The sequence below is a fragment of the Monashia sp. HAY1-11D genome (assembly GCF_056868035.1).
The window spans coordinates 226,511-248,817 of the sequence record NZ_CP200320.1 but is presented as its reverse complement, the minus strand read 5'-3'; the positions used below and the strand labels follow the sequence as shown (position 1 = coordinate 248,817).

At 74.1% G+C, this 22,307-nt stretch carries 20 protein-coding genes; 8 read left to right on the top strand and 12 right to left on the bottom strand.

Annotated features, from left to right (window positions below; all coding sequences use genetic code 11):
- Positions 1–42: 42 nt before the first annotated feature.
- Positions 43–912, top strand: a complete 870-nt coding sequence (locus AC1VM9_RS01080; RefSeq protein WP_481347405.1) for a Bax inhibitor-1/YccA family protein — start codon at positions 43–45, stop codon at positions 910–912.
- Positions 913–932: 20 nt separating this feature from the next.
- A complete protein-coding gene (locus AC1VM9_RS01075) occupies positions 933–1,223 on the top strand; it encodes a hypothetical protein (RefSeq protein WP_481342242.1) in 291 nt (96 codons plus the stop codon).
- Positions 1,224–1,251: 28 nt separating this feature from the next.
- On the opposite strand, the gene AC1VM9_RS01070 is transcribed toward AC1VM9_RS01075, so the two are convergent.
- Positions 1,252–2,475 (bottom strand): acetyl-CoA C-acetyltransferase, encoded by a 1,224-nt coding sequence (locus AC1VM9_RS01070; protein WP_481347568.1) that lies wholly within the window; start codon positions 2,473–2,475, stop codon positions 1,252–1,254.
- Between the two features lie 263 nt (positions 2,476–2,738).
- Between AC1VM9_RS01070 and AC1VM9_RS01065 the strand changes: the two genes are divergently transcribed.
- Entirely contained in the window at positions 2,739–3,494 is a 756-nt protein-coding gene (locus AC1VM9_RS01065; protein ID WP_483120672.1) for a hypothetical protein, read from the top strand.
- Between the two features lie 69 nt (positions 3,495–3,563).
- Here the strand turns inward: AC1VM9_RS01065 and AC1VM9_RS01060 are convergent, their stop codons facing one another.
- Complete coding sequence (locus tag AC1VM9_RS01060; RefSeq protein WP_483120669.1) at positions 3,564–4,787, bottom strand: SGNH/GDSL hydrolase family protein; 1,224 nt, start codon at positions 4,785–4,787, stop codon at positions 3,564–3,566.
- 229 nt (positions 4,788–5,016) lie between these two features.
- Here AC1VM9_RS01060 and AC1VM9_RS01055 point away from each other — a divergent pair, with 229 nt between their 5' ends.
- Positions 5,017–6,387, top strand: coding sequence for a cystathionine beta-synthase (locus tag AC1VM9_RS01055; protein WP_483120667.1), 1,371 nt, complete (start codon positions 5,017–5,019; stop codon positions 6,385–6,387).
- Between the two features lie 31 nt (positions 6,388–6,418).
- Here the strand turns inward: AC1VM9_RS01055 and AC1VM9_RS01050 are convergent, their stop codons facing one another.
- Positions 6,419–7,009 (bottom strand): HhH-GPD-type base excision DNA repair protein, encoded by a 591-nt coding sequence (locus tag AC1VM9_RS01050; protein WP_481342237.1) that lies wholly within the window; start codon positions 7,007–7,009, stop codon positions 6,419–6,421.
- A 614-nt stretch (positions 7,010–7,623) separates the two neighbouring features.
- Between AC1VM9_RS01050 and AC1VM9_RS01045 the strand changes: the two genes are divergently transcribed.
- Positions 7,624–8,133: a DUF695 domain-containing protein gene (locus tag AC1VM9_RS01045; protein WP_483120666.1), complete on the top strand. Its 510-nt coding sequence runs from the start codon at positions 7,624–7,626 to the stop codon at positions 8,131–8,133.
- A gap of 62 nt (positions 8,134–8,195) precedes the next feature.
- Here AC1VM9_RS01045 and AC1VM9_RS01040 read toward each other — a convergent pair whose 3' ends face one another.
- Entirely contained in the window at positions 8,196–8,855 is a 660-nt protein-coding gene (locus AC1VM9_RS01040; RefSeq protein WP_483120664.1) for an IMPACT family protein, read from the bottom strand.
- A 6-nt stretch (positions 8,856–8,861) separates the two neighbouring features.
- A complete protein-coding gene (locus tag AC1VM9_RS01035) occupies positions 8,862–9,584 on the bottom strand; it encodes a sirohydrochlorin chelatase (RefSeq protein WP_483120662.1) in 723 nt (240 codons plus the stop codon).
- Between the two features lie 159 nt (positions 9,585–9,743).
- On the opposite strand from AC1VM9_RS01035, the gene cobA reads away from it, so the two are divergent.
- Both cobA and AC1VM9_RS01025 read left to right on the top strand, forming a co-directional pair.
- On the top strand, positions 9,744–10,796 hold the full coding sequence (cobA, locus tag AC1VM9_RS01030) for a uroporphyrinogen-III C-methyltransferase (protein ID WP_483120661.1): 1,053 nt from the start codon (positions 9,744–9,746) through the stop codon (positions 10,794–10,796).
- Positions 10,793–11,977, top strand: a complete 1,185-nt coding sequence (locus AC1VM9_RS01025; RefSeq protein ID WP_483120659.1) for a uroporphyrinogen-III synthase — start codon at positions 10,793–10,795, stop codon at positions 11,975–11,977. The genes cobA and AC1VM9_RS01025 overlap by 4 nt, the downstream gene beginning before the upstream one ends.
- Positions 11,978–12,191: 214 nt before the next feature.
- Here the strand turns inward: AC1VM9_RS01025 and AC1VM9_RS01020 are convergent, their stop codons facing one another.
- Positions 12,192–12,581: a winged helix-turn-helix transcriptional regulator gene (locus AC1VM9_RS01020; RefSeq protein WP_481342231.1), complete on the bottom strand. Its 390-nt coding sequence runs from the start codon at positions 12,579–12,581 to the stop codon at positions 12,192–12,194.
- Between the two features lie 113 nt (positions 12,582–12,694).
- Here AC1VM9_RS01020 and AC1VM9_RS01015 point away from each other — a divergent pair, with 113 nt between their 5' ends.
- Positions 12,695–13,561: an SDR family oxidoreductase gene (locus tag AC1VM9_RS01015; RefSeq protein WP_483120656.1), complete on the top strand. Its 867-nt coding sequence runs from the start codon at positions 12,695–12,697 to the stop codon at positions 13,559–13,561.
- Between the two features lie 111 nt (positions 13,562–13,672).
- Here the strand turns inward: AC1VM9_RS01015 and nirD are convergent, their stop codons facing one another.
- Genes nirD through AC1VM9_RS00985 form a run of 6 tightly spaced genes read right to left on the bottom strand, consistent with a single transcriptional unit; the run spans position 13,673 to position 22,066 of the window.
- Positions 13,673–14,176 (bottom strand): nitrite reductase small subunit NirD, encoded by a 504-nt coding sequence (nirD, locus tag AC1VM9_RS01010; RefSeq protein ID WP_483120654.1) that lies wholly within the window; start codon positions 14,174–14,176, stop codon positions 13,673–13,675.
- A 49-nt stretch (positions 14,177–14,225) separates the two neighbouring features.
- A complete protein-coding gene (locus AC1VM9_RS01005; protein ID WP_483120652.1) occupies positions 14,226–15,461 on the bottom strand; it encodes a (2Fe-2S)-binding protein in 1,236 nt (411 codons plus the stop codon).
- The gene (locus AC1VM9_RS01000; RefSeq protein WP_483120651.1) at positions 15,458–16,774 is read right to left on the bottom strand and encodes an FAD-dependent oxidoreductase; all 1,317 of its coding nucleotides are present in this window, start codon (positions 16,772–16,774) and stop codon (positions 15,458–15,460) included. The genes AC1VM9_RS01005 and AC1VM9_RS01000 overlap by 4 nt, the downstream gene beginning before the upstream one ends.
- Positions 16,774–18,417 (bottom strand): FAD-dependent oxidoreductase, encoded by a 1,644-nt coding sequence (locus AC1VM9_RS00995; RefSeq protein WP_483120649.1) that lies wholly within the window; start codon positions 18,415–18,417, stop codon positions 16,774–16,776. The genes AC1VM9_RS01000 and AC1VM9_RS00995 overlap by 1 nt, the downstream gene beginning before the upstream one ends.
- Positions 18,414–20,579 (bottom strand): molybdopterin oxidoreductase family protein, encoded by a 2,166-nt coding sequence (locus AC1VM9_RS00990; RefSeq protein ID WP_483120648.1) that lies wholly within the window; start codon positions 20,577–20,579, stop codon positions 18,414–18,416. Before AC1VM9_RS00990 ends, AC1VM9_RS00995 begins: the two co-directional genes overlap by 4 nt.
- Positions 20,576–22,066 carry an MFS transporter gene (locus AC1VM9_RS00985; RefSeq protein ID WP_483120646.1) on the bottom strand — a complete coding sequence of 497 codons (1,491 nt, stop codon included), beginning with the start codon at positions 22,064–22,066 and terminating at the stop codon, positions 20,576–20,578. The genes AC1VM9_RS00990 and AC1VM9_RS00985 overlap by 4 nt, the downstream gene beginning before the upstream one ends.
- Between the last annotated feature and the right edge of the window lie 241 nt (positions 22,067–22,307).

Sequence of the window (22,307 nt, the reverse complement as noted above, 5' to 3'; positions counted from 1 at the left end):
TGCCACCGACCGGTGGCACCAGTGCCCAAGGAGCACACTCACATGGCAGGTGGAAACCCGGTCTTCGACCGGCTCAACAAGCAGATCGAGCAGGAGCGGTACGCCGGCTTCGGGTCCCCCCGGCAGGGGCAGCAGGCCACCCAGGGCGCGACCGCCGGCTACGCGACGCAGGCCGCCCTGACGACCGAGCAGCTGAACGAGCTGTACGCGCGTCAGAGCGCCGGCCCGGTCGACACCGGCCGCGTCACGGTCGACGACGTCGTCATGAAGAGCCTGACGCTGTTCGTCATCACCGTCGCGACGGCAGCCGCCGCGTGGTTCGTCTCGAGCGACAACCAGCAGCTCGGCCTGACCTTCTGGATCGGCGGCGCCATCGGCACCCTCGTGCTCGGCTTCGCCATCGCCTTCATGAAGAGGGTCTCGGTCCCGCTGCTCGTCGTCTACGCCGTCGTGCAGGGCGCGTTCGTCGGCGCCTTCAGCCAGTTCATCAACTCGGTGCCGAAGTACGACGGCGTCGTGCTCATGGCCGTGCTCGCGACCCTGTGCGTGTTCGTGGCGATGTACATCGGCTACGCGACCGGCTTCGTCAAGGTCAACGCCAAGACCCGTCGCATGTTCTTCTTCGCCATCGTCGGCTACGGGCTGTTCTCGCTGCTGCAGTTCGTCCTGCTGCTCACGGGCGTCATCGACGGCTGGGGCTTCGGCGGCAGCGGCGGCCTCGGCGTCGTCCTGTCCATCCTCGGCGTCGGCCTCGCGTCGTACTCGCTCGCGATCGACTTCGACTCCATCGACCACGCCGTCCGCGTCGGCGCGCCGCAGAAGTACTCGTGGCTGCTCGCCCACGGCCTCATCGTGTCGATCGTGTGGCTCTACATCGAGTTCGTCCGCCTCTTCGCGCGGCTGCGCGACTGACGCGGGTGGCACCTTCGCGCGTGGGTTCGCCGACCCCGCAGGAGGTGTCGGAGGAGCTCCGGCGCGTGGTCGGGCGGTGGCAGCAGCTACCGCTCGACCACGCGCTCTCGCGTCTGGGCCTCGTGCGGGCCCTCGTCCAGGACCTGGCCGACCACGTCGGGCAGGCGCGCGGCCGGGCACCGGTCGTCGTGCCCGACCTCGGCCCGGCCGTCGTCATGGACCAGCTGGCGGTCATGGTGTGGGACGCGTCCGCCGCGGGGGTCGACGCGGGTCTGCACGAACGCCTCGCCACCCTCCGACGCTCCCTCTGAGCAGCCGAGGGAGCGGCGTCGGGGAGCGTCAGCTGAGCCGCTCGAAGATGACGGCCATGCCCTGGCCGCCGCCGACGCACATCGTCTCGAGGCCGAACTGCTCGTCACGCTCGCGGAGCGCGTTGATGATCGTGCCCGTGATCCGCGCTCCGGTGGCGCCGAACGGGTGACCGATGGCGATGGCACCCCCGTTGACGTTGAGCTTGTCGTAGTCCATCCCGATCTGGTCGGCCGAGCCGATGACCTGCGCGGCGAAGGCCTCGTTGATCTCGTAGAGGTCCATGTCGCCGATCGACATGCCGGCGCGCTTGAGGGCCAGGTTGCTCGCCTCGACCGGGCCGAGGCCCATGATCTCCGGCGACAGGCCCGTGGCGGCGGTCGACACGACCCGGGCGAGCGGCTCGAGGCCGAGCTCCTTGGCCTTGGTGTCGCTCATGACGACGAGGGCTGCGGCGCCGTCGTTGAGCGGGCAGCAGTTACCGGCCGTCACGGTGCCCTGCTGGCGGAAGACCGGGTTGAGCGCCTGGACGGCCTCGAGCGTCACGCCGGCGCGCGGGCCGTCGTCCTTGCCCACGACGGTCCCGTCGGGCGTCGTGACGGGCGTGATCTCCCAGTCGAAGAAGCCGCGACCGATGGCGGCCTCCGCGCGGTTCTGCGACGTGACCCCCCACTCGTCCTGGCGCTGACGGCTGATGCCGTAGGCCGTTGCGACGTTCTCCGCGGTCTGGCCCATGGCGATGTAGATGTCGGGCAGGGCCCCGTGCTCGCGCGGGTCGGTCCAGGTCTCGTTGGTCTCGGCGATCCGCTGCGTACGGGCCTGCGCCTCGGCGAACCGGGGGTTCTGGGCATCCGCCTTGGCGCCGCCGGCGCCGGCCCAGTCGGTGTACTGCGAGACGCACTCGACGCCCGCCGAGACGAAGACGTCGCCCTCACCGGCCTTGATGGCGTGGAAGGCCATCCGGGTCGTCTGGGCCGAGGACGCGCAGAAGCGGTTGACCGTCGCGGCCGGCGTGGTGTCGAGGCCGAGGAGGGTGGCGACGACCCTGGCCATGTTCGACCCGTGCTTGCCGGAGGGTTCGGCGCACCCGAGGTAGAGGTCCTCGACGAGCGTCCTGTCGAGGGCGGGGACCTTGTCGAGCGCCGCCTGGATGACGGTGGCCGCGAGGTCGTCGGGGCGCACCTCCCGGAGTGAGCCCTTGAAGGCCCGGCCGAACGGTGAACGGGCGGTCGAGACGATGACGGCTTCGGTCACGGGGCTACTCCTGGACGACGTGGGCGGCCCGGGCGGTGGCGCGCGGGCGACTAAGCGCTTGCTCAGTCCCTCGATGGTAGGACGTTCGGGCGAGCGCTGACAGTGCCGGCTCCATGACGTGCGTCTCGTCGGGGCCACCCGCCGGCGTCGGTCCCGCTGCGTCCCGCCCGAGGGCGAGGACTAGGGTTGCCGGGTCGCGGCCACGGGCCGCCACCCGCCCGGCCGGTGCCGGGTGACCCGACCACCCAGGGGGCCTCTCACCCATGAAGACCATGACGACCCGCGCCGTCGCGCTCGCCGGCGCCCTCGCGATCAGCCTCGGTGCTGCCGCGTGCTCCAAGGCGGACACCCCGACGGCGGCCTCCACGGGCTCGTCCGCGGCGAGCTCCGCGTCGACCTCCGCGACGTCCACGGCCGCCCAGGCGCCCCAGCCGGCCGACCTGCTCGAGAAGGCCAAGACCAACGCGCTCGCCGCCACGTCGGCCGTGTTCGCCGGCGATGTCGAGCAGGACGGCAAGAAGGTCACCATCGAGTTCAAGGGAACGAGCGACGGCAAGACCTCGGACATCTCCATCGCGATGGAGGGCAGCGGCCGGGCGCGCCTCATCACCGTGCCGGACGCCGTGTACATCCAGGCCGACGAGACCTTCTGGAAGAAGCAGGGCGCTCCGGCGTCGGTGCAGAAGGCCGGGGACAAGTTCATCAAGGCACCCTCGTCCGCGTCCGCGATGGCCGACAGCCTCAGCCTCAAGAGCTTCCTCGAGAAGGCGTTCGCCGAGGTGAGCGCCGACAAGCTGTCGAGCACCGTCGGCGAGGAGTCGGTCAACGGCACCGAGTGCTGGGTCCTCACCGACAAGAAGGGCAAGAGCGAGGGCGCGCTCTACGTCTCCAAGGACGCCTTCCAGGTGGTGCGCTTCAGCGGCTCGTCCAAGAGCCCCGGGCAGCTCGACTTCTCCAGGTGGAACGAGGACCTCGGCATCAAGGCGCCGGACGCGAGCCAGATCATGCCGCTCGGCTGACGCGTCCGAACCGCGAGGGGCCGTCCGCAGTGCGGGCGGCCCCTCGTCGCGCGTGCCCGCACGGCTCGTTCAGCCGGGAGTGACGTTGTCGGGCTCGCGAGAGGAGTCCGGCACAGGTCCGTCGGGCTGGACCGACGCGCCGCGCGCGTCGATGCCGCCGGAGCCGTCGGCCCCGACCGGCGCGTCGACGCCGCCGGAGCCGCCGGAGCCGCCGGAGCCAGCCGTCCCGTCCGGGGGCCGCGGAGCGGTCGGCACCGACGTCGGTGGGCCGGGGACGCGGTCGACCGGGAAGGACCCGACGGGAACGGCCGGCCGGATGCGGTGCAGCAGGACCGCCCAGCGTCCGTGCGCGCCCCGGGCCTGACCGGCGACCTCGGCCGGTGCGACCTCGGTGCCGGGCTGGGCCACGGCCCGGGTGGCGGCGACCGCGACCGGGCCGACGCCCTCGCCACGGCGCAGGTTCGGCTCGGGCGGGGCGCTACGCTCGCCGAAGAGGTCGAGCGCCGCACTGACCGTGGGCAGCAGCGCTGCGGCGACCCGCGCGTAGCCGGCGGGGCTCGGGTGGAACCGGTCCTCGCTGAACATGACCTTCGGGTCGGCGCTGAACGCCTCGCTCAGCATGTCGCCGACCGACACGGCGCGACCTCCGGCCTCGACGACCGCGACGGTCTGGGCGGCCGCGAGGTCGCGCGACCAGCGGCGGGCCAGCAGCCGCAGCGGCTGGGGAACCGGCTCGATGGCACCGAGGTCGGGGCACGTGCCCACGACGACCTCCGCCCCGGCCTCGCGCAGGCTGCGCACCGCCATCTCGAGGTGGCGCACCGCGACCGAGGTGTCGATGCGATGGGTGACGTCGTTGGCCCCGATGAGCACGAGGGCGACGTCGGGGTCCGGAACCGCCTCGAGGGCGCGCTCGACCTGGCCGTCGAGGTCGGGTGACTCGGCTCCGACGACGGCGACGTTCGTCAGGCGCACCGGACGGCCGCTGAAGGCCGCGACCCCGCTCGCGACGATCGCCCCGATGGTCTGGTGCGCGTCCGCCGCCCCCATGCCCGCGCCGGTCGAGTCCCCGAGGACGACGAGCTCGATCGGCTCGCCGGGGCCGAAGCCGTAGCGTCCGTCGTCCTCCGGTGCGCCCTCGAACGGCTGGCCGACGAGGCGCCGGGCCATCGCGGCCTCGGCCTTGATGACGCCGTAGCCGAGCAGGCTGAGCAGGCCGAGGCCGGCGACCCCGACGCCACCGCCGTACGCTGCCTGCTGCGCGATCCTGCGCGCGCGCCGTGCGCGCCCCATCCGGCTCCCCCCTCCGTCATGGTTGCGGTCGTCGTGCCGTCGCGGTCCTGCGACGCGACACCGGCCCGATCGGCCGGCTCACCACGGTAACGCGCGGCACCGACGCGCCGTGCCCGGTTTCGTCCGATGCCGTCCGGGCCGCCCGGCCCGGGACGGCGACGCTGGCGCGGCAGGGCGCGGCGCGCGGCCGCCGTCTCGCGGGCTGGGACGGCGCACCTAGGATGGGTGGGTGAAGTACGCAGAGAACGTGGCCGACCTCGTCGGCAACACGCCCCTGGTCAAGCTGGGCTCCGTCACGGCCGACGCGGGGGTGAGGTGCACCATCCTGGCGAAGGTCGAGTACTTCAACCCGGGAGGCTCGGTCAAGGACCGCATCGCGCTGCGCATGGTCGAGGCCGCCGAGCGCGACGGCCTGCTGAAGCCGGGCGGCACCATCGTCGAGCCCACGAGCGGCAACACCGGCGTCGGGCTCGCGCTCGTGGCCCAGCGCCGTGGCTACAAGTGCGTCTTCGTCTGCCCCGACAAGGTGAGCCAGGACAAGCGCGACGTGCTCAAGGCCTACGGCGCCGAGGTGGTGGTCTGCCCGACCGCCGTCGAGCCGGACCACCCGGACTCCTACTACTCGGTGAGCGACCGCCTCGTCCGCGAGATCGACGGCGCCTGGAAGCCGAACCAGTACTACAACCCGGAGGGCCCCAACAGCCACTACCTGACGACCGGTCCGGAGATCTGGCGCGACACCGACGGCCGGGTCACCCACTTCGTCGCCGGCGCCGGCACCGGCGGCACCATCAGCGGCACGGGCAAGTACCTCAAGGAGGTCAGCGACGGCGAGGTCCGCGTCATCGCCGCCGACCCCGAGGGGTCGGTGTACTCCGGCGGCACCGGCCGCCCCTACCTCGTCGAGGGCGTGGGCGAGGACTTCTGGCCGGGTGCCTACGACCCGTCGGTCGTCGACGAGGTCATCGCCGTCACCGACGCCGAGTCCTTCGAGATGACCCGGCGGCTGGCCCGCGAGGAGGGCCTCCTCGTCGGCGGCTCGTGCGGAATGGCCGTCGTCGCGGCGCTGCGGGCCGCCGAGGACCTGCCCGAGGAGGCCGTCGTCGTGGTGCTGCTGCCGGACTCGGGCCGCGGGTACATGAGCAAGATCTTCAACGACGAGTGGATGCACTCCTACGGGTTCCTCACCGACCACACCGAGCAGACCGTCGGCGACGTCCTGCACACGAAGTCCGGCGACATGCCCGCGCTCGTGCACACCCACCCGAACGAGACCATCCGCGACGCCGTGGCGATCCTCAAGGAGTACGGCGTCTCGCAGATGCCGGTCGTCAAGGCCGAGCCGCCGGTCATGTCCGGCGAGGTGGCCGGCTCGGTCAGCGAGCGGGCCCTGCTCGATGCCCTCTTCACCGGCCGAGCGCACCTGGCCGACGCCGTCGAGAAGCACATCGAGCCCGGCCTGCCGCTCATCGGGGCCGGGTCCCCGGTGTCGGCGGCCCGCAAGGAGCTGCAGACCGCGGACGCCGTGCTCGTCGTCGACGACGGCAAGCCGGTGGGTGTCCTCACCCGCGCCGACCTGCTGGCGTTCCTCGCCGACTGATGCGGCTGCTGGGCCGGGGCCGCCGCCCCGGTCAGGCCTGCTGCTTCGCCTCGGCCTTCTTCGCCTTCTTGTACTCGCGGACCTTGACGCGTGACGCGTCGTCGACGACGTCGGCGATCGACCGGTGGCCGGGTCGACCGTAGTCGCCGGTCGCCTCCTGCCAGCCCTCGGGCGTCACGCCGAACTGCTTGGCGAGCAGGGCGGCGAAGATCCGGGCCTTCTGGTCCCCGAAGCCGGGCAGGCTGCCGATGCGGCGCACCAGCTCGCGGCCCGAGTCGACCCCGGCCCACACGTTGGCCGCGTCGCCACCCCAGTCGTCGACCAGCGCCTGGCACAGCTGCTGCGTACGGGCCGCCATGGAGCCGGGGAAGCGGTGCAGCGCCGGGGGCGTCCGGAAGTGCTCGAGAAGGGTCTCCGGCGGCAGCGCGGCGATGGCGGCCGCGTCGAGGCGTCCGCCGGCCGGCACGCCCAGGCGCTCGGCGAGGACGCTCGGCGACGTGAACGCCTTCTCCATCGGGATCTGCTGGTCCAGCTGCATGCCGAGCAGCAGCGCGAGGGGGTCGTGGGCGAGCAGCTCGTTGGCCGCGTCGGTGGAGCCGAGGTGCAGTGCCTGGGGTGCCATGGACCCATCGTGCCGCATCGGCGCGGGCCCGACGGCCGGGCCCGCCGGCGCCACCGGCTCCCAGCCCGATGGTGCATGATCGCGGCCATGAGGCTGTTCCGCCGGCCGCGTGACGAGCAGGTGCCCCCCGACCCTGTCGCGGCGTTCTGGTCCTGGTGGGTCGAGTCGGGCGCGGCCCTGACCTCGGCCGCGCTCGCGGACCGCGAACCCGTCCGGGTCGCAGACGAGCTGAGCCGACGGGTCGCGGCCATCGCCGACGGCCTGACGTGGGAGCTGTCGGCGGGCAGCACGAGCGCCCACGTGCTCGTCGTCTCGCCGGAGGGTGACCCCGACCTGCGGGCGACGGCCCGCCGCTGGCTGCGTGCCGCGCCCGACCCGACCGCCACGTGGGGCTACGCCGACACGCGCCAGCCCGTCGACGACATCGACGCCGTCGAGCTCGAGACCGACGCGGCGACCGTGGCCTTCCGTGATGTCGTCGTCAGCGCTCGGCGCGAAGGGTTGCGCATCTCGGTGGCGGTGCACCATCCGGCCTTCGCCGACCTCGACGACGCGGCCCGGGCCACGATCGCCTACCTCGCGCTGGACTCGGCCATCGGTGAGTCCGACGTCGAGTGCTGGATCGGCGAGGTGAGCCGGCCCGAGCTCCACCCCTCGATGCCTTCCCGCTGCGCTGGATCCGCACGCTCGTCGCCGACCTCAAGGCCGAGCACACGGCGCCGGACGGGCAGCCGCAGCACGTCGTCTTCCAGGGCCAGGGTGCGGACGGCCCGATCGTCGCGATGGCACAGGTGCCCCTCGCTGCCGCCACCGCGCCCGAGCTCGACACCCACGTCGGCGTCTTCCTCGAGTACCTCGCCACCGACGACGGCCTGCCGACGCCGGGTGCCCTCGACGAGCTGCGTCACTTCGAGGACGCCCTCACGGTGGACCTCGAGGGACGCGGCAGGGTCGTCGCGCACCAGTCCAGCGCCGGGACGCGGGTCCTGCACGTCTTCGTCGACGGCACGACCGACGCCGCCGAGCACGTGCGCACCGCCTCACGCCGCTGGACCCAGGGTGGGGTGGACGTCACCGTGACCCATGACCCGTCGTGGTCGATGGTGGCCCACCTTCGAGGGTGAGCCGCAGCGGCGGCGGTGCCCACGGCCGCGGCGGCCGCCGGCTGGGTCGGCAGCGACCCCCGTCAGCGGGTGCTCCGGCCGACCGGCACCCAGACGTCCGCCCCCGGCGTGACGCGTCCGGCACCCGAGGTCAGGGTCGCGACGGTGCTGCGGAACGCGTCGACCGCGTCCGGCTCGACGGCCACGTGCAGGCGGACGCCCTCCGGCAGGTACTCGGCCGCGGTGACCTCGACGTCCGGTAGCCCGCGAAGAGCGTGCTCGACGCGGGGCCCGTCGCCGTGGCCGACGGCGACGGTGGTCGTCGTGCGCCGCGCCATCGTCACGACGGGTGCGGCATCGAGAGCCGCCGACACCGCGTCGCCGTAGGCCCGGATCAGGCCGCCCGTGCCGAGGAGCGTCCCACCGAACCACCGCGTGACGACCGCGACGACGTCGGTGAGGTCGTGGCCGCGCAGCACCTCGAGCATCGGGGCGCCGGCGGTGCCGGACGGCTCGCCGTCGTCGTTGCCGCGCACCGTCGACGCGTCGGCACCGAGGACGAAGGCCGTGCAGTGGTGGCGCGCGTCCCGGCTCGCCGCCCGGACCCGCTCGATCACCGCCCGCGCGTCGTCCTCCGAGGTCACCGGCGCGACCTCGCAGAGGAAGCGCGAGCGGCGGACCTCGATCTCGGCTCGGGCCGGTCCGCCGAGGGTGCGGTAGGAGCGGGGCTGGCTGGGCGGCACGCGGCCTCAGTCCGGCTCGGTCCGGCCTGCCGCGTCCGCGTAGCGGTCGACGACGATGTCGACGAGCTCCGGCGGCGGCGGCTCGTCGGGCAGCAGCAGGGGAGCGGTGACGACGTCGGCGCCGGAGCGCCCGGCGAGGTCGGCGAAGAACCCGGGAGCGAGCAGGTAGGTGGCCACGACGACGCGGCGACCCGAAACTCGTTGTGCGCCAACGGCGTCGGCGAGGCGGGGCTCGGCGGCCGAGAGGTAGCCGGTGGACACGTCACGGCCGATCAGCACGCCAAGCCGGGCGGCGACGTCCTCGCAGTCACGGAGGGCCGACGGCTCCGACGAGCCAGCGGCGCCCAGCAGGACGACGTCGTCGTCCCGCAGCCCAGCCGCGTCGAGGCGCCGGGCGAGCAGGTCCGCGAGGCGGGCGTCGGGGCCGAGGGCCGGCGCCACGCTCGCGCCGGGATGCCCGACCGCAGCCTCGGTGAGGTCGACGAACACGTGGTACCCCGCCGACAGCAGCAGCGGCACGAGCCGTACGCCCCGGCCGGGCGGCAGCGTCCCGAGGACCGTCGGCGGGTCGGGCTGCTGGACGTCGACGAAGGCCGCGCGCACGTCGACGTCGGGACGTCGCACGGCCACCGCGGCGACGAGCGCCGCCACCGCCGCCTGACCCTGCGGCGAGGCGGTGCCGTGCGAGGCGGCGACGAGGACCGGCTGCTCGGGAGCGGACGTCGTCATGGCAGCACCCTGTCACGCGCGGGACCACGTCGGACGCGCACGTCGGCGGGCGAGACGGGTGAGGGGTGTCTTACCGCGGTGTCGCACGGCCGAAACGCCGACGAAACACGTCGTTCCTACGGTTGACCTTGCGCAGACCGACGGCGAGGGGAGACGCGCGTGCTCATCGACACCGACCTCACCGCGGCGCGCGTGGTGGTCGCCGGACCGGACGGGCTCACCGCCGCGGCCGCCCGCCGGCTCTCGCGCGCCGGGGCCGAGGTCGTCGTCCTCTCCGACGCCGACGCCGTGACCCCGGAGGTCTGCCGCGGCGCGCAGCTCGGCGTCCTCGTCGGACCGGCATCGGGCTGGGACCGCGCCCGGGCGGTGCTCCGTTCCCAGTGCCTCGTCGTCGACGAGCCCGCCACCAGCCCCGACGTCGGGCGGGTCGTCCTCGTGGGAGCCGGCCCGGGAGGCGTCGAGCTGCTGACCGTGGCGGCCGTGCGGGCGCTCGCCGATGCCGACGTCGTCCTCGCCGACCGCCTCGCCGAGGTCGGTGACCTGTCCGCCCTGGCGCCCGGGGCCGAGGTGGTCGACGTCGGCAAGCGCCCCGGCCACCACGCGGTGCCCCAGGACGAGATCGAGCGGATGCTCGTGGACCGCGCCCGCGCCGGGCTCACCGTCGTGCGGCTCAAGGGCGGGGATCCCTACGTCTTCGGCCGCGGCGGCGAGGAGGTCGCGGCCTGCGTCGCGGCCCGCGTGCCGGTCTCGGTCGTGCCCGGCGTCACCTCGGCCATCGGCGTGCCGGGAGCTGCCGGCATCCCCGTCACGCATCGGGGGGTCAGCCACGTCGTCACCGTGCTGTCGGGCCACGTGCCGCTCGACGAGACGCGGGCCCGCGGTCTGGTCGCCGTCGGAGGGTCGATCGTCGTGCTCATGGGCGTGCACAACCTCGTGCCGATCACGGACGCGCTGCGCCGGGCCGGGCTCGACCCGGACATGCCCGCGGCCGTCGTGGAACGTGGTCTGACGTCGAGCCAGCGCAGCGTCGTCGCCACGCTGGCGACGCTGGCCGAACGCGCCGCGAGGCTCGGGATCGCCTCTCCCGCAGTGGTCGTCATCGGCGACGTCGTCGGGCAGGCTCACGTGTGGGCCCGGCGCGTCCACCACCCGGGGGACGCCGGGGCCACGTCGCCCGAGTCCGTCCCCGTCCCCGCGGGGGCACCAGCGTGAGCACGCCGCCCCCACGCACCCATCCGGCCACCCCGTGGTCCGAACAGCTGACCGGGCCGGACCCCGACGCCGGCCCGCCCGAGCCGACCGGTCCGGTCCTCGAGGGGTTCCGGATCGCGGTGACCTCGGACCGGCGCTCCGAGGACCTCGTCGACGCGTTCCGCCGGCGCGGCGCCGACGTGCTGCACGCTCCCGCGGTCCGCATCGCACCGATCGACGAGGACGAGGTCCTCGTCGCCGACACCCGAGCCGTCATCGAGAACCGACCCGACGTCGTCATCGTCACGACGGCCTACGGCTTCCGCCGCTGGATCGAGGGCGCCGACGCGGCCGGCCTGGGGGAGGACCTCGCCGACGTGCTCGACGCGGCACGCATCATCGTGCGCGGCCCCAAGGCGCGCGGGGCGGTCCGGGCTGCGGGCCACGTCGACGATGGCATCGCCGAGGACGAGCGCACCGCCTCGACCGTGACGCTCGCGCTGGCGGCCGGCGTCGACGGCCGACGCGTGGCGGTCCAGCTGCACGGCCACGAGGACGTCGAGCAGCTCGAGCGGCTGCGTGCCGCCGGGGCGGTGGTGCTGACGGTCGCGCCGTACCGCTGGGTGCGGCCCACGGACGAGAGCCGCCTCGGCCGCCTCATCCAGGCCGTCGCCGCCCGGGAGGTCGACGTGGTGACGTTCACGTCGGCGCCGGCCGTCGACGGGCTCGTCTCTGCCGCAGCCCAGCTCGGCATGGACGGCGTCCTCGTCGATGCGATGCGCTGCGGCGTCACGGCCGCTGCGGTCGGTCCGGTGACGGCCGCGCCGCTGCACGACCTCGGAATCACGCCGATCGTGCCGGAACGGTTCCGGATGGGGGCGCTCATCCGCACCGTCGTCGAGCATCTCACCGTCAACGGCATCGCGCAGGTGCAGACCGCCCTCGGTCCGCTCGTCGTGCACGGCCGCACGGTGACGTTCGGTGGTGAGACGGTGACGCTCCCGCGTGGGCCCCGCGCCATGCTCGCCGCGCTGATGGCCGACCCGGGAGCGGTGTGCACCCGCGAACGCCTCCTCGACGAGCTGCCCGACGCCGAGAACGAGCATGCGCTCGACATGGCCGTCAGCCGGCTGCGCGCCGCGCTGCCGGACCGGGACCTCGTGCAGACCGTCGTGCGCCGCGGCTACCGCCTCAACGTCTGATGCCCGGGCGTGGGCCCACGCCGTGCCTCGCCCCGGGCCGAGTGGCCGGACCGACCCGGCCGAACGTGCCGGTCAGGCCCGTTTCGCAGTCCGGATCCGGTCGCTCGGCCCGTCCCTGGGGTGGGTGGTCGGCGCGAGGGTGAGGGCGCGCCTGTGTGAGGCGGCGGCTGGGTGAGGGCGACGCCTGCGGACCGGCAGGCGCGCGACGCGTCGGTCAGGCGGAGGCGTCGGCGCGCGTCGACCGGGCGACGATGTCGGCGGCGTGGTCGGCGATCCAGTCCATGAGCGGCACGAGCCGGGAGGCCAGGTCCTGGCCCTCGTCGGTGAGCGAGTACTCGACGTGCGGCGGCACGACGGGGCGGGCGTCGCGGTGGACGAGGCCGTCGGTCTCCAGCGTGCGCAGGGTCTGGGCGAGCATCTTCTCGCTGACCCCCTCGGCGCGCCGGCGCAGCTCGCTCCAGCGCAGTGGCTCGCCCTCGGCCAGGGCGAGCAGCACGAGCGTCCCCCACTTGCTCGTGACGTGGTCGAGGACGACGCGGGAGGGGCAGTCCGAGGCGAAGACACCGTCGGGGAAGTGGTGGTGCAGCGTCTGACTCACTCTCATGTCAGTACCTTACTTCAAAGTGGGTACTAACTTCTGGGAAGTACCGGTGGCGGCGGCTGGTTGACCCGGACGTCCCGGCGCCTGCGGCGCCTTCCAGCCCGAAAGGACCTCCCATGACCATCCTCGTCACCGCCGCCAGCGGCCACCTCGGCCGTCTCGTCGTCGACGCGCTGCTGCGCCGCGGCGTCGCGCCCTCCGACGTCGTCGCCACGGCACGCCGGCCCGAGGCCCTCGCCGACCTCGCCGACCTCGGCGTGGACGTCCGGCGGGCCGACTACGACGACCCCGCCTCCCTCGACGCCGCCTTCGCCGGTGTCGAGCGGCTCCTGTTCGTCTCGGGCAGCCAGGTGGGCGCTCGGATCCCGCAGCACCGCAACGTCGTCGACGCGGCCGCCCGTGCCGGCGTCGGCCTCGTCGCCTACACGAGCATCACCCGCGCCGCCACGTCCGACATCGCCCTGGCGGCCGAGCACCGCGCCACGGAGGAGATGCTCGAGGCGTCCGGGCTGACCACCGTGCTCCTCCGCAACTCGTGGTACCTCGAGAACTACACCGCGCAGCTGCCGACCTACCTCGAGCACGGGGCCGTTCTCGGGGCCGCCGGCCAGGGACGGGTCAGCGCCGCGACCAGGGCCGACTACGCCGAGGCCGCAGCGGCGGTGCTGGCCGAGGACGGGCACGCGGGGAAGACCTACGAGCTGGGTGGGGCGCCGTTCACCATGGCCGACCTCGCCGCGACCGTGGCCCGCGTCAGCGGCGCCGACGTCGTCTACCGCGACCTCCCGGTCGAGGAGTACGCGGCCGCGCTCGTCGCGGCGGGGCTGCCCGAGGGGTACGCGCAGGTGCTCGCCGACAGCGACCGCGGGATCGCCGAGGGGGCGCTCTTCACCGACTCCGGTGACCTGGAGCGCCTCGTCGGCCGCCCGGCGACCTCCCTCGAGGACGCCGTCCGCTCGGCCCTGCCGGCCCCGGTCCGCTGACCGGCTGACCGGCCGCTTCGAGCGACTGCGGTTCGGGGCACGGACCGCGCGGGCCCGACCCGCGCCTGCCCCGAACCGCGGTGGGTGCCCCGAACCGCGGTGGGTGCCGCGTCAGGTGGGGACGCCGAGGAGGACGACGCCGTGGGCGATGCGGACCGCGTACGTCGGCAGGCGCGTGCCCGGGTCGTCGAGCGCCTCGCCCGTCCGCAGGGAGAAGACCTGCTTGAGCAGGGGTGAGGCGACCGTCGGCTCGCCCGCGCGGTCGCCCGTCAGCCCGCGCGACATGACCGCCGCGCCCGCGTAAGGGTCGAGGTTGCCGACGGCGTAGACCATGCCGGTGCCCAGGAGGAAGAGCGCGGCCTGCTCGCCGCCCGGCAGCAGGACGGCGACCCCGCGCCCCGGGACGAGCGTGTCGACCCGGCAGGCCCGGACCCACGCGGGCACGCCGGGTCGCGGCAGGACGCCGGGACGCACGACGATGCGTCGGCCGGTGGCTGACGGGTCGACAGCCGTGCCCACCTGGGCGGCACCGGCAGCGGCGGCAGCGGCGGCACCGGCGGGCGCGGCGTCGGGGTTCGGGTCAGTGTGGGGGGCGGCGGTGGCCAGGGTGGTCATCGTGGGTTCCTCTCCGGGAGTGGGCGGTGCGAGGGTGGCGAGCCAGGACTCAGTCGGCGCGACGCAGGCTCGGCAGGCCGAGCGTGACCGGCACCTTGCGGACGCCGCTGTCGTCGAAGGCGATCGTGGCGTCGGCCTCCTCGGGCGCGTTGACGAAGGAGACGAAGCGGGCGAGCTTGTCGGGGTCCTGGAGCACGGCGGCCCACTCGTCGCGGTAGCCCTCGACGTGCCGGGTCATGGCCGCCTCGAGGTCGGCGGCGACGCCCAGCGCGTCGTCGCAGACGACCGCCCTCAGGTGGTCCAGGCCGCCGTCGAGTGCCTCGAGCCACGGCGCCGTGCGCTGCAGCCGGTCGGCCGTGCGGACGTAGAACATGAGGAACCGGTCGATGTACCGCACGAGCGTCTCGGCGTCGAGGTCGCTGGCGAGCAGCTGGGCGTGCTTGGGGGTCTGGCCCCCGTTGCCGCACACGTAGAGGTTCCAGCCCTTGTCGGTGGCGATGACGCCGACGTCCTTGCCCCGTGCCTCCGCACACTCCCGCGCGCAGCCGGACACCCCGAGCTTGAGCTTGTGCGGCGATCGCAGTCCCCGGTAGCGCAGCTCCAGCTCGACCGCCATGCCGACCGAGTCCTGCACGCCGTACCGGCACCACGTCGAGCCGACGCACGACTTCACCGTGCGCAGCGACTTGCCGTAGGCGTGCCCGGACTCCATGCCGGCGTCGACGAGCCGGCGCCAGATGAGCGGCAGCTGCTCGACGCGGGCGCCGAAGAGGTCGATGCGCTGGCCGCCGGTCAGCTTGACGTACAGGTCGAAGTCCTTGGCGATGGAGCCGATCTCGATGAGCTGCTCGGCGGTCACCTCCCCGCCCGGCATACGCGGCACGACGGAGTACGTGCCGTTCTTCTGGATGTTGGCCAGGAAGTGGTCGTTGCTGTCCTGCAGCGCCGCCTGCTCGCCGTCGAGGATGTGGTCGCTGCTCGTCGAGGCGAGGATCGAGGCGACGGTCGGCTTGCAGATCTCGCAGCCGGTGCCGCGGCCGTACCGCGCGACGAGCCCCGAGAAGGTGCGGATGCCGGTGGCCGAGACGATCTCGAAGAGCTCGGCGCGGCTCTGGTCGAAGTGCTCGCACAGCGCCGTCGACAGCTCGACGCCGGAGTCGACGAGCAGCTTCTTGACGGTGGGCAGGCAGCCACCACACGTCGTCCCGGCGTTGGTGCAGCCCTTGACGGCGGCGAGGTCGCACGCACCCTCGGCGATGGCCCCGCAGATCGCGCCCTTCGTCACGTTGTTGCACGAGCAGATGACGGCGTCGTCCGGCAGCGCGTCGGCCCGAGCTCGGCCCCGGCGGGGGAGATGAGGGCGGCCGGGTCGCCCGGCACCTCACGGCCGACGTACGCCTTGAGCGTCGTGTAGGCGGTGGCGTCACCGACGAGGATGCCGCCCAGCAGGGTCCGGGCGTCGTCGGAGACCACGACCTTGGCGTAGGTGCCCTTGGTGGCGTCGGTGTGGACGATCTCGAGGGCGCCTGGGGTCGCCCCCATGGCGTCACCGAAGGAGGCGACGTCGACGCCGAGCAGCTTGAGCTTGGTCGACAGGTCGGCGCCGGGGAAGGTGGCCTCGCCGCCGAGGAGACGGTCGGCGACGACCTCGGCCATGGCGTAGCCGGGAGCGACCAGCCCGTAGCAGCGCCCCTCGAGGGCCGCGACCTCGCCGATGGCCCAGACGTTCTCGTCGTTCGTGCGGCACGCCGCGTCGGTGACGACGCCGCCGCGCTCACCGATCTCGAGCCCGGCCGCTCGACCGATCGCGTCGGCCGGTCGGACTCCGGCGGAGAAGACGACGAGGTCGGTGAGCAGCGCTGTGCCGTCGGACAGCTCGACGGCGAGGCGGCCGTCGTCCTGGGCCTCGATCGCGCTCGTGCCGGCACCGGTGTGCACGTGGACGCCGAGCCGGCTGACGAGGCCGGCGAGCACGGCGCCGCCACCCTCGTCGACCTGCAGCGGCATGAGGCGCGGCGCGAACTCGACGACGTGCGGGGTCAGGCCGAGCAGGCGCAGCGCGTTGGCGGCCTCCAGGCCGAGGAGGCCACCGCCGACGACGAGGCCGTTGGCCTCACGTCCCTCGGCGTGGGCCCGCTCGAGGGCGGCCTCGGCCCGGGACCGGATGCCGTCGAGGTCGTCGAGGGTGCGGTAGACGAAGCAGCCGTCGGCGTCGTGGCCGGGCACCGGCGGCACGAAGGGGTAGGAGCCGGTGGCGACGACGAGCGCGTCGTAGCCGATCGTGTCACCGGTGCTGGTCGTCACCGTGCGGGCGACGCGGTCCACCTGCTCGGCGCGGGTGCCGAGGCGTAGGTCGACGAGGGCGTCACCGGGGTAGCCATTGCCCGTGAGCGCCAGCGCGCTGCGGTCCCAGGCGCCGACGTAGGCGGACAGGCCGACGCGGTCGTAGGCCGCCTCGGCCTCCTCGGACAGGACGACGACGCGCCACGTGCCCTCGGAGTCGCGAGAGCGGAGCGCCTCGACGAAGCGGTGGCCGACCATGCCGTGGCCGATGACGACCACCGTCCGGGTGGGCTGGGTCTGCTGCGTGGTGGACATCAGGCGGCTCCTTCTTCGAGGGGCTCGGGCAGGGCGTCGGGTGCGGTTCCGGGGCTGTCGGCGCTGTCGGGGCCGGTGGGGGCGGCCGGGGAGGTGTGGGTCGGTGGGGCGGGTTCGGCAGAGCGCAGCCACGCGCACAGGCCGTCGACGGCTCCCGCGCACGACCCGCACCCGGTGGTGGCGCGGGTGGTCTCGGCGAGAGCCGGCAAGGTGTCGGCGCCGCTGCGGAACGCGTCGACGATGGCACCCTTCGTCACGGTGTTGCAGCGGCAGATGACGGCCGACCGGGGCATCTCGGCGAGGTTGACGCTCTCGGCCCCTCCGCTGCGGGTGACGGCCCGACCCAGCATGAGCGCCAACCGGTCCCGGGGCGCGGCGGCCCCGGTGTCGTACAGCTGGGTCAGCGGCCCGGCCGCGTCCCCGACGCCGAGGAGGATCGCCCCGACGAGCCGGTCGGAGCGCAGCACGAGCTTGGCGTACCGGCCGCGCACGGGGTCGGTGAAGGCGAGCACCTCGTGGCCGGCGTCGTGGACGCCGACGTCGACGCGTCCCATGCTCGTCAGGTCGACGTCGGGCGCCTTGAGCCGGGTGACGACGCTCGTGCCTGCGTAGGTGGCGTCGGGGTCGGCACCGCTCAGCACGTCCGCGAGGACCCGGGCCTGGTCCCAGCCGGGCTGCACGAGCCCGGGCACCTCGCCGCGGTGCTCCGCGCACTCGCCGATGGCGTGGACGTGGGGGTGGGAGGCGCGGAGCCGGTCGTCGACGACCACGCCGCGGCCCACCTCCAGACCGGCGGCCAGGGCGAGGTCGACGCGGGGGCGGACGCCGGCCGCGACGACGACGAGGTCGGCGGCCAGCGTCGTCCCGTCGTCGAGGACCACGGCGGCGGGGTGGTCGGCCGTCGCCGGCCGACGCTCGGTGACCTGCCGACCGAGCGCCAGCCGTGCCCCGAGGCCCTGGACGACCCGGGCGAGGACGCTGCCGCCGTCCGCGTCGAGCTGCCGGTCCATCGGGTGCTCGGCGGGGTGGACGACCGTGACGTGCACGCCGCGCCCGAGCAGGCCCCGCGCGGCCTCGAGGCCGAGCAGCCCGCCGCCGACGACGACGGCGTGGTGCGCGGCACCCGCTGCGGCCACGAGCCGCTCGGCGTCGTCGAGGGTGCGGAACGCGACGACCGACGCGTCCTCCTCGGCACCGCTGATGGGCGGCACGAAGGCGTCGCTGCCGGTGGCCAGCACGAGCTCGTCCCACCCAAGCACCTCCGAACCGCCGGCGGGCCGGGCGTCCGGACGGGTTGACACGAGGGGCGCGGGGGTGAGGGTGGCGGTGCGGGCCTCCAGGTCGAGCGAGCTCACCCGGACGCCGGTGCGGACCACGACGTCGTGCGCCGCCCACCAGCCGTTCGGCTTGAGGCGCGTCTCGCGCGGGCCGATGGTCCCGGCCACGACCGTCGACAGGAGCACGCGGTTGTAGGCGTCGTGCGGCTCCTCGCCGACGACGGTGACCGCGACATCGGGGTCCCGGCGCCGCAGCTCCTCGGCGAAGCGGGCGCCGGCCATGCCGTTGCCGACGACGAGGACGTGGCGACGCCGGGGCGCGGACGTCGTGTCGGCCGGGGCGGGGGTCTCGGGGACGGGGGTCACGAGGCGGCCTCCAGTCGGACGGCGCACGCCTTGAACTCGGGCATGCGGCTCGTGGGGTCGAGGGCGGGGTTGGTCAGGACGTTGGCGCGGGCGTCGCCGCCGTTCGTGGTGCCGCCCCAGTGGAACGGCAGGAAGACGACGTCGGGACGCATGTCCTCGTCGACCCGCACCGTCGCCCGGGTCCGACCACGTCGGCTCACCACGTCGGCGACATCACCGTCCGAAAGTCCGTGTGTCGCAGCGGTGTCCGGGTGCACCTGGACGAACATGTCCCCAGCCGCGGCGGCGAGCTCCGGAACGAGCCGGGTCTGCGCGCCGGACTGGTAGTGCTGCAGGAGCCGCCCGGTCGTCGCGACGAGCGGGTAGTCCGCGTCGTCCGCCTCGCTGGGGCTCCCGGCGGCGACGGGGACGAGGCGGGCGCGTCCGTCCGGGGTGGCGAACCGGTCGAGGAAGAGGCGGGGTGTCCCCTCGGGACGCTCGGTCGGGCACGGCCAGTGGAGGGACTCGCCGGCGTCGAGCCGCTCCCACGTCACCGCGGAGTAGTCGGCGACGCCACCGGCGGAGGCGCGCCGCAGCTCCTCGAAGACCTCGCGCGGGTCGGTCGAGAACGGCACCGGTGCGCCGAGGCGCCGGGCCAGCTCGGACCACACCCACAGCTCGCTGCGGCAGCCCTCGGGTGGGTCGATCGCCTTGCGCCGCCGAAGGATCCGTCCCTCGAGGTTGGTCAGGGTGCCCTCCTCCTCCGCCCACTGGAGCACCGGCAGGACGACGTCGGCGAGGGCGGCGGTCTCGGACAGGACGAAGTCGCACACGACGAGCAGGTCGAGGCCGCGCAACCGCTCCGTGACGCGCGCCGCGTCCGGGGCCGACACGACGGGGTTGGAGCCGTGGACGAGGAGCGTGCGCGGGCCGTCGGTGGAGCCGAGCGCGTCGAGCAGCTCGAAGGCGCTGCGGCCCGGCCCCGGAAGCGAGTCGGGGTCGACGCCCCAGACGGCGGCGACGTGGGCTCGCGCGGCGGGGTCGTCGATCTTGCGGTAGCCCGGCAGCTGGTCGGCCTTCTGGCCGTGCTCACGCCCACCCTGGCCGTTGCCCTGGCCGGTGATCGTGCCGAAGCCGGTGCCGGGGTTGCCCGGCAGCCCGAGGACGAGGGCGAGGGCGATGAACGCGGTGACGGTGTCGGTACCGGTCGCGTGCTGCTCCCCACCGCGGGCGCTCAGCACGTACGCGCCGCGCTCGGTGTCCCGGGCCCGCGCCAGCGTGCGCACGACCGCCCGCATCGACGCCGCCGCGACGCCGGTGACGCGCTCGGTCCGTTCGGGCAGCCACTGGGACGCCACCGTCCACAGGTCGTCGAAGCCCGTGGTGCGGGAGGCGATGTAGTCGCGGTCCGCGTAGCCCTCGGTGACCGCGAGGTGGATCATCCCGAGGGCCAGCGCGGCGTCGGTCCCCGGGCGCAGCTGCAGGTGCAGACCGCCGCCGTCGAGCGCCTTGGCGGCCGTCGGCGTCAGGCGCGGGTCGGCGACCATGAGGCCGCCGTGGTCGGCCGCCCGTACCAGGTGGGTCAGGAAGGGCGGCATCGTCTCCGCCGGGTTGGCGCCGAGCAGCAGGACGGCGTGGGCCGACCCGATGTCGGTGACCGGGAAGGGCAGCCCGCGGTCCAGCCCGAAGCACCGGATGCCCGCGGCCGCGGCCGAGCTCATGCACCACCGGCCGTTGTAGTCGACCTGCGACGTGCCCAGGCCCACCCGGGCGAACCGCCCCAGCTGGTAGGCCTTCTCGTTCGTCAGCCCGCCACCGCCGAAGAGGGCGACGGCGTCACGGCCGTGCGCCGCCTGGGTGGCGGCGATGCCGCGGGCGACGACGTCGAGCGCTGCGTCCCACGTCGTCTCGACGAGCTCCCCACCGCGACGCACGAGCGGAGCGGTCAGCCGCGCAGGCGTCCGCAGCAGCTCGGCGCTCGTCCAGCCCTTCTGGCACAGGCCTCCCCGGTTCGTCGGGAAGCGCCGCGGCGTCACGGCCAGGTCGGCGGCCGATGACCCCGAGAGGGTCATGGCGCACTGGAGCCCGCAGTAGGCGCAGTGCGTCTCCGTCCGGCGCTCTGTGGCGTCCCGGCCGGTGGCCCCGTGGCCGACGCGCGAGGTGGGGGTCGCGAGGCTCGTCATCGGCGGTAGCGCACCTTCGTCACGACGGCAGCCACGACGTAGAAGACGGTGAAGACGACGAACGCGGCGGTGGCCGAGTGGGCCGGCCCGACGTAGGAGGCCCGCAGGCCGAGGTTGATGAGCACTCCACCGAGCGCACCGATCGCGCCGGCGATGCCGATGAGCGCGCCCGACATCGAGCGCGACCACGCGGCCCGCTCGACGGCGTTGCCGACGAGGGCCAGCGACTTGCGCTCGAAGATCGACGGGATCATCTTGTACACCGAGCCGTTGCCGACGCCCGACAGGACGAACAGGGCGATGAACCCGCCGATGATCCCGGCCAGCTGGACGGCCGTCGCGGCCCCCGGCGTCACGTCGTCGGCCCGCGCGGCCAGCGTCACCGCCAGACCCGCCACGGCCATGAGCACGAACGTCACGAAGGTCACCGGGCCCCCGCCGCGTCGGTCGGCGAGGCGCCCGCCCCACACCCGGCTCAGGGAGCCGAGCAGCGGGCCGACGAAGGCGATCTGCGCGGCGTGCAGGCTCGCGGCCGCGGACTGGGCCGGTGTCGGGGCTGCGCCGCCGGTGAGGCCGGCCAGGAAGGTCGCGTTGAGCACCTGGCCGAAGGCGAAGCCGAACCCGATGAACGAGCCGAAGGTGCCGATGTACAGCAAGGAGATGAGCCACGAGTCGGCGTGCCGGGCCAGGTCGCGCATCGCACGCCCGTTGGCGGTCTGGTGGTCGAGGTTGTCCATGAACAGTGCGGCGCCGGTGCTCCCGGCCACGAGCAGCACCAGGTAGACGGCGCAGACGACCTCCGGCCGCCGGTTGCCCAGGGTGGCGATGACGAGCAGGCCGACGAGCTGCACCGCGGGGACGCCGATGTTGCCGCCGCCGGCGTTGAGCCCGAGGGCCCAGCCCTTCATCCGCTGCGGGTAGAAGGCGTTGATGTTCGTCATCGACGACGCGAAGTTGCCGCCGCCGAGGCCGGCGAGGCCTGCGACGACGAGGAAGGTCGTCAGCGAGTGCCCGGGGTTGGCCATGAGCCACCACGTGAGCCCGGCAGGGACGAGGAGCGCGATGCCGCTGAAGACGGCCCAGTTGCGGCCGCCGAAGAGGGCGGTCGCCATCGTGTAGGGCACCCGCAGGACCGCGCCGACGAGCGTCGGGACGGCGACGAGGTAGAACTTGTCGGCCGCGGTGAAGCCGTACACGGCCTGCGGCATGAACAGGACCATGACCGACCAGATCGACCAGACCGAGAAGCCGATGTGCTCAGTGAGGACCGACCACACGAGGTTGCGCCGCGCGACGGCCTTGTTGCCGGCCTCCCACGCGACGGTGTCCTCCGGGTCCCAGCCGGTGATGAGGCGTCGCTTGGGCGTGGTGAGCGCACGCAGGCGGCTCAGCCCGGACGCGTCCGGCGCGGTCTGCGCGGGCGCTGTGGTCGGTACGGGGGTGGGAGCCGGCTGCCCCACCGCGGTGGGGGCGTTGTCGATGCTCACGGGGCGTCCTCCTTGGAGGTTCGGACGAGGTGACGGGGGTGCGCTGCGGTGCGTGCTCGCCACGCTAGGAACCCCGTGTTGCACGCGCTCCGGACGCGTGTGACGCGGCCGTAACGCCTTTCTCACGCCGCCGCCGTGACGCGGTGAGGTCGAGCGGGCCCGGTCCCGTCGGTGGGCTCACGGCCGCCTCAGCCCCGCGTGAGGCGGGGCGAGAGGTCGATGCGACGCGGTCCGAGGCGGG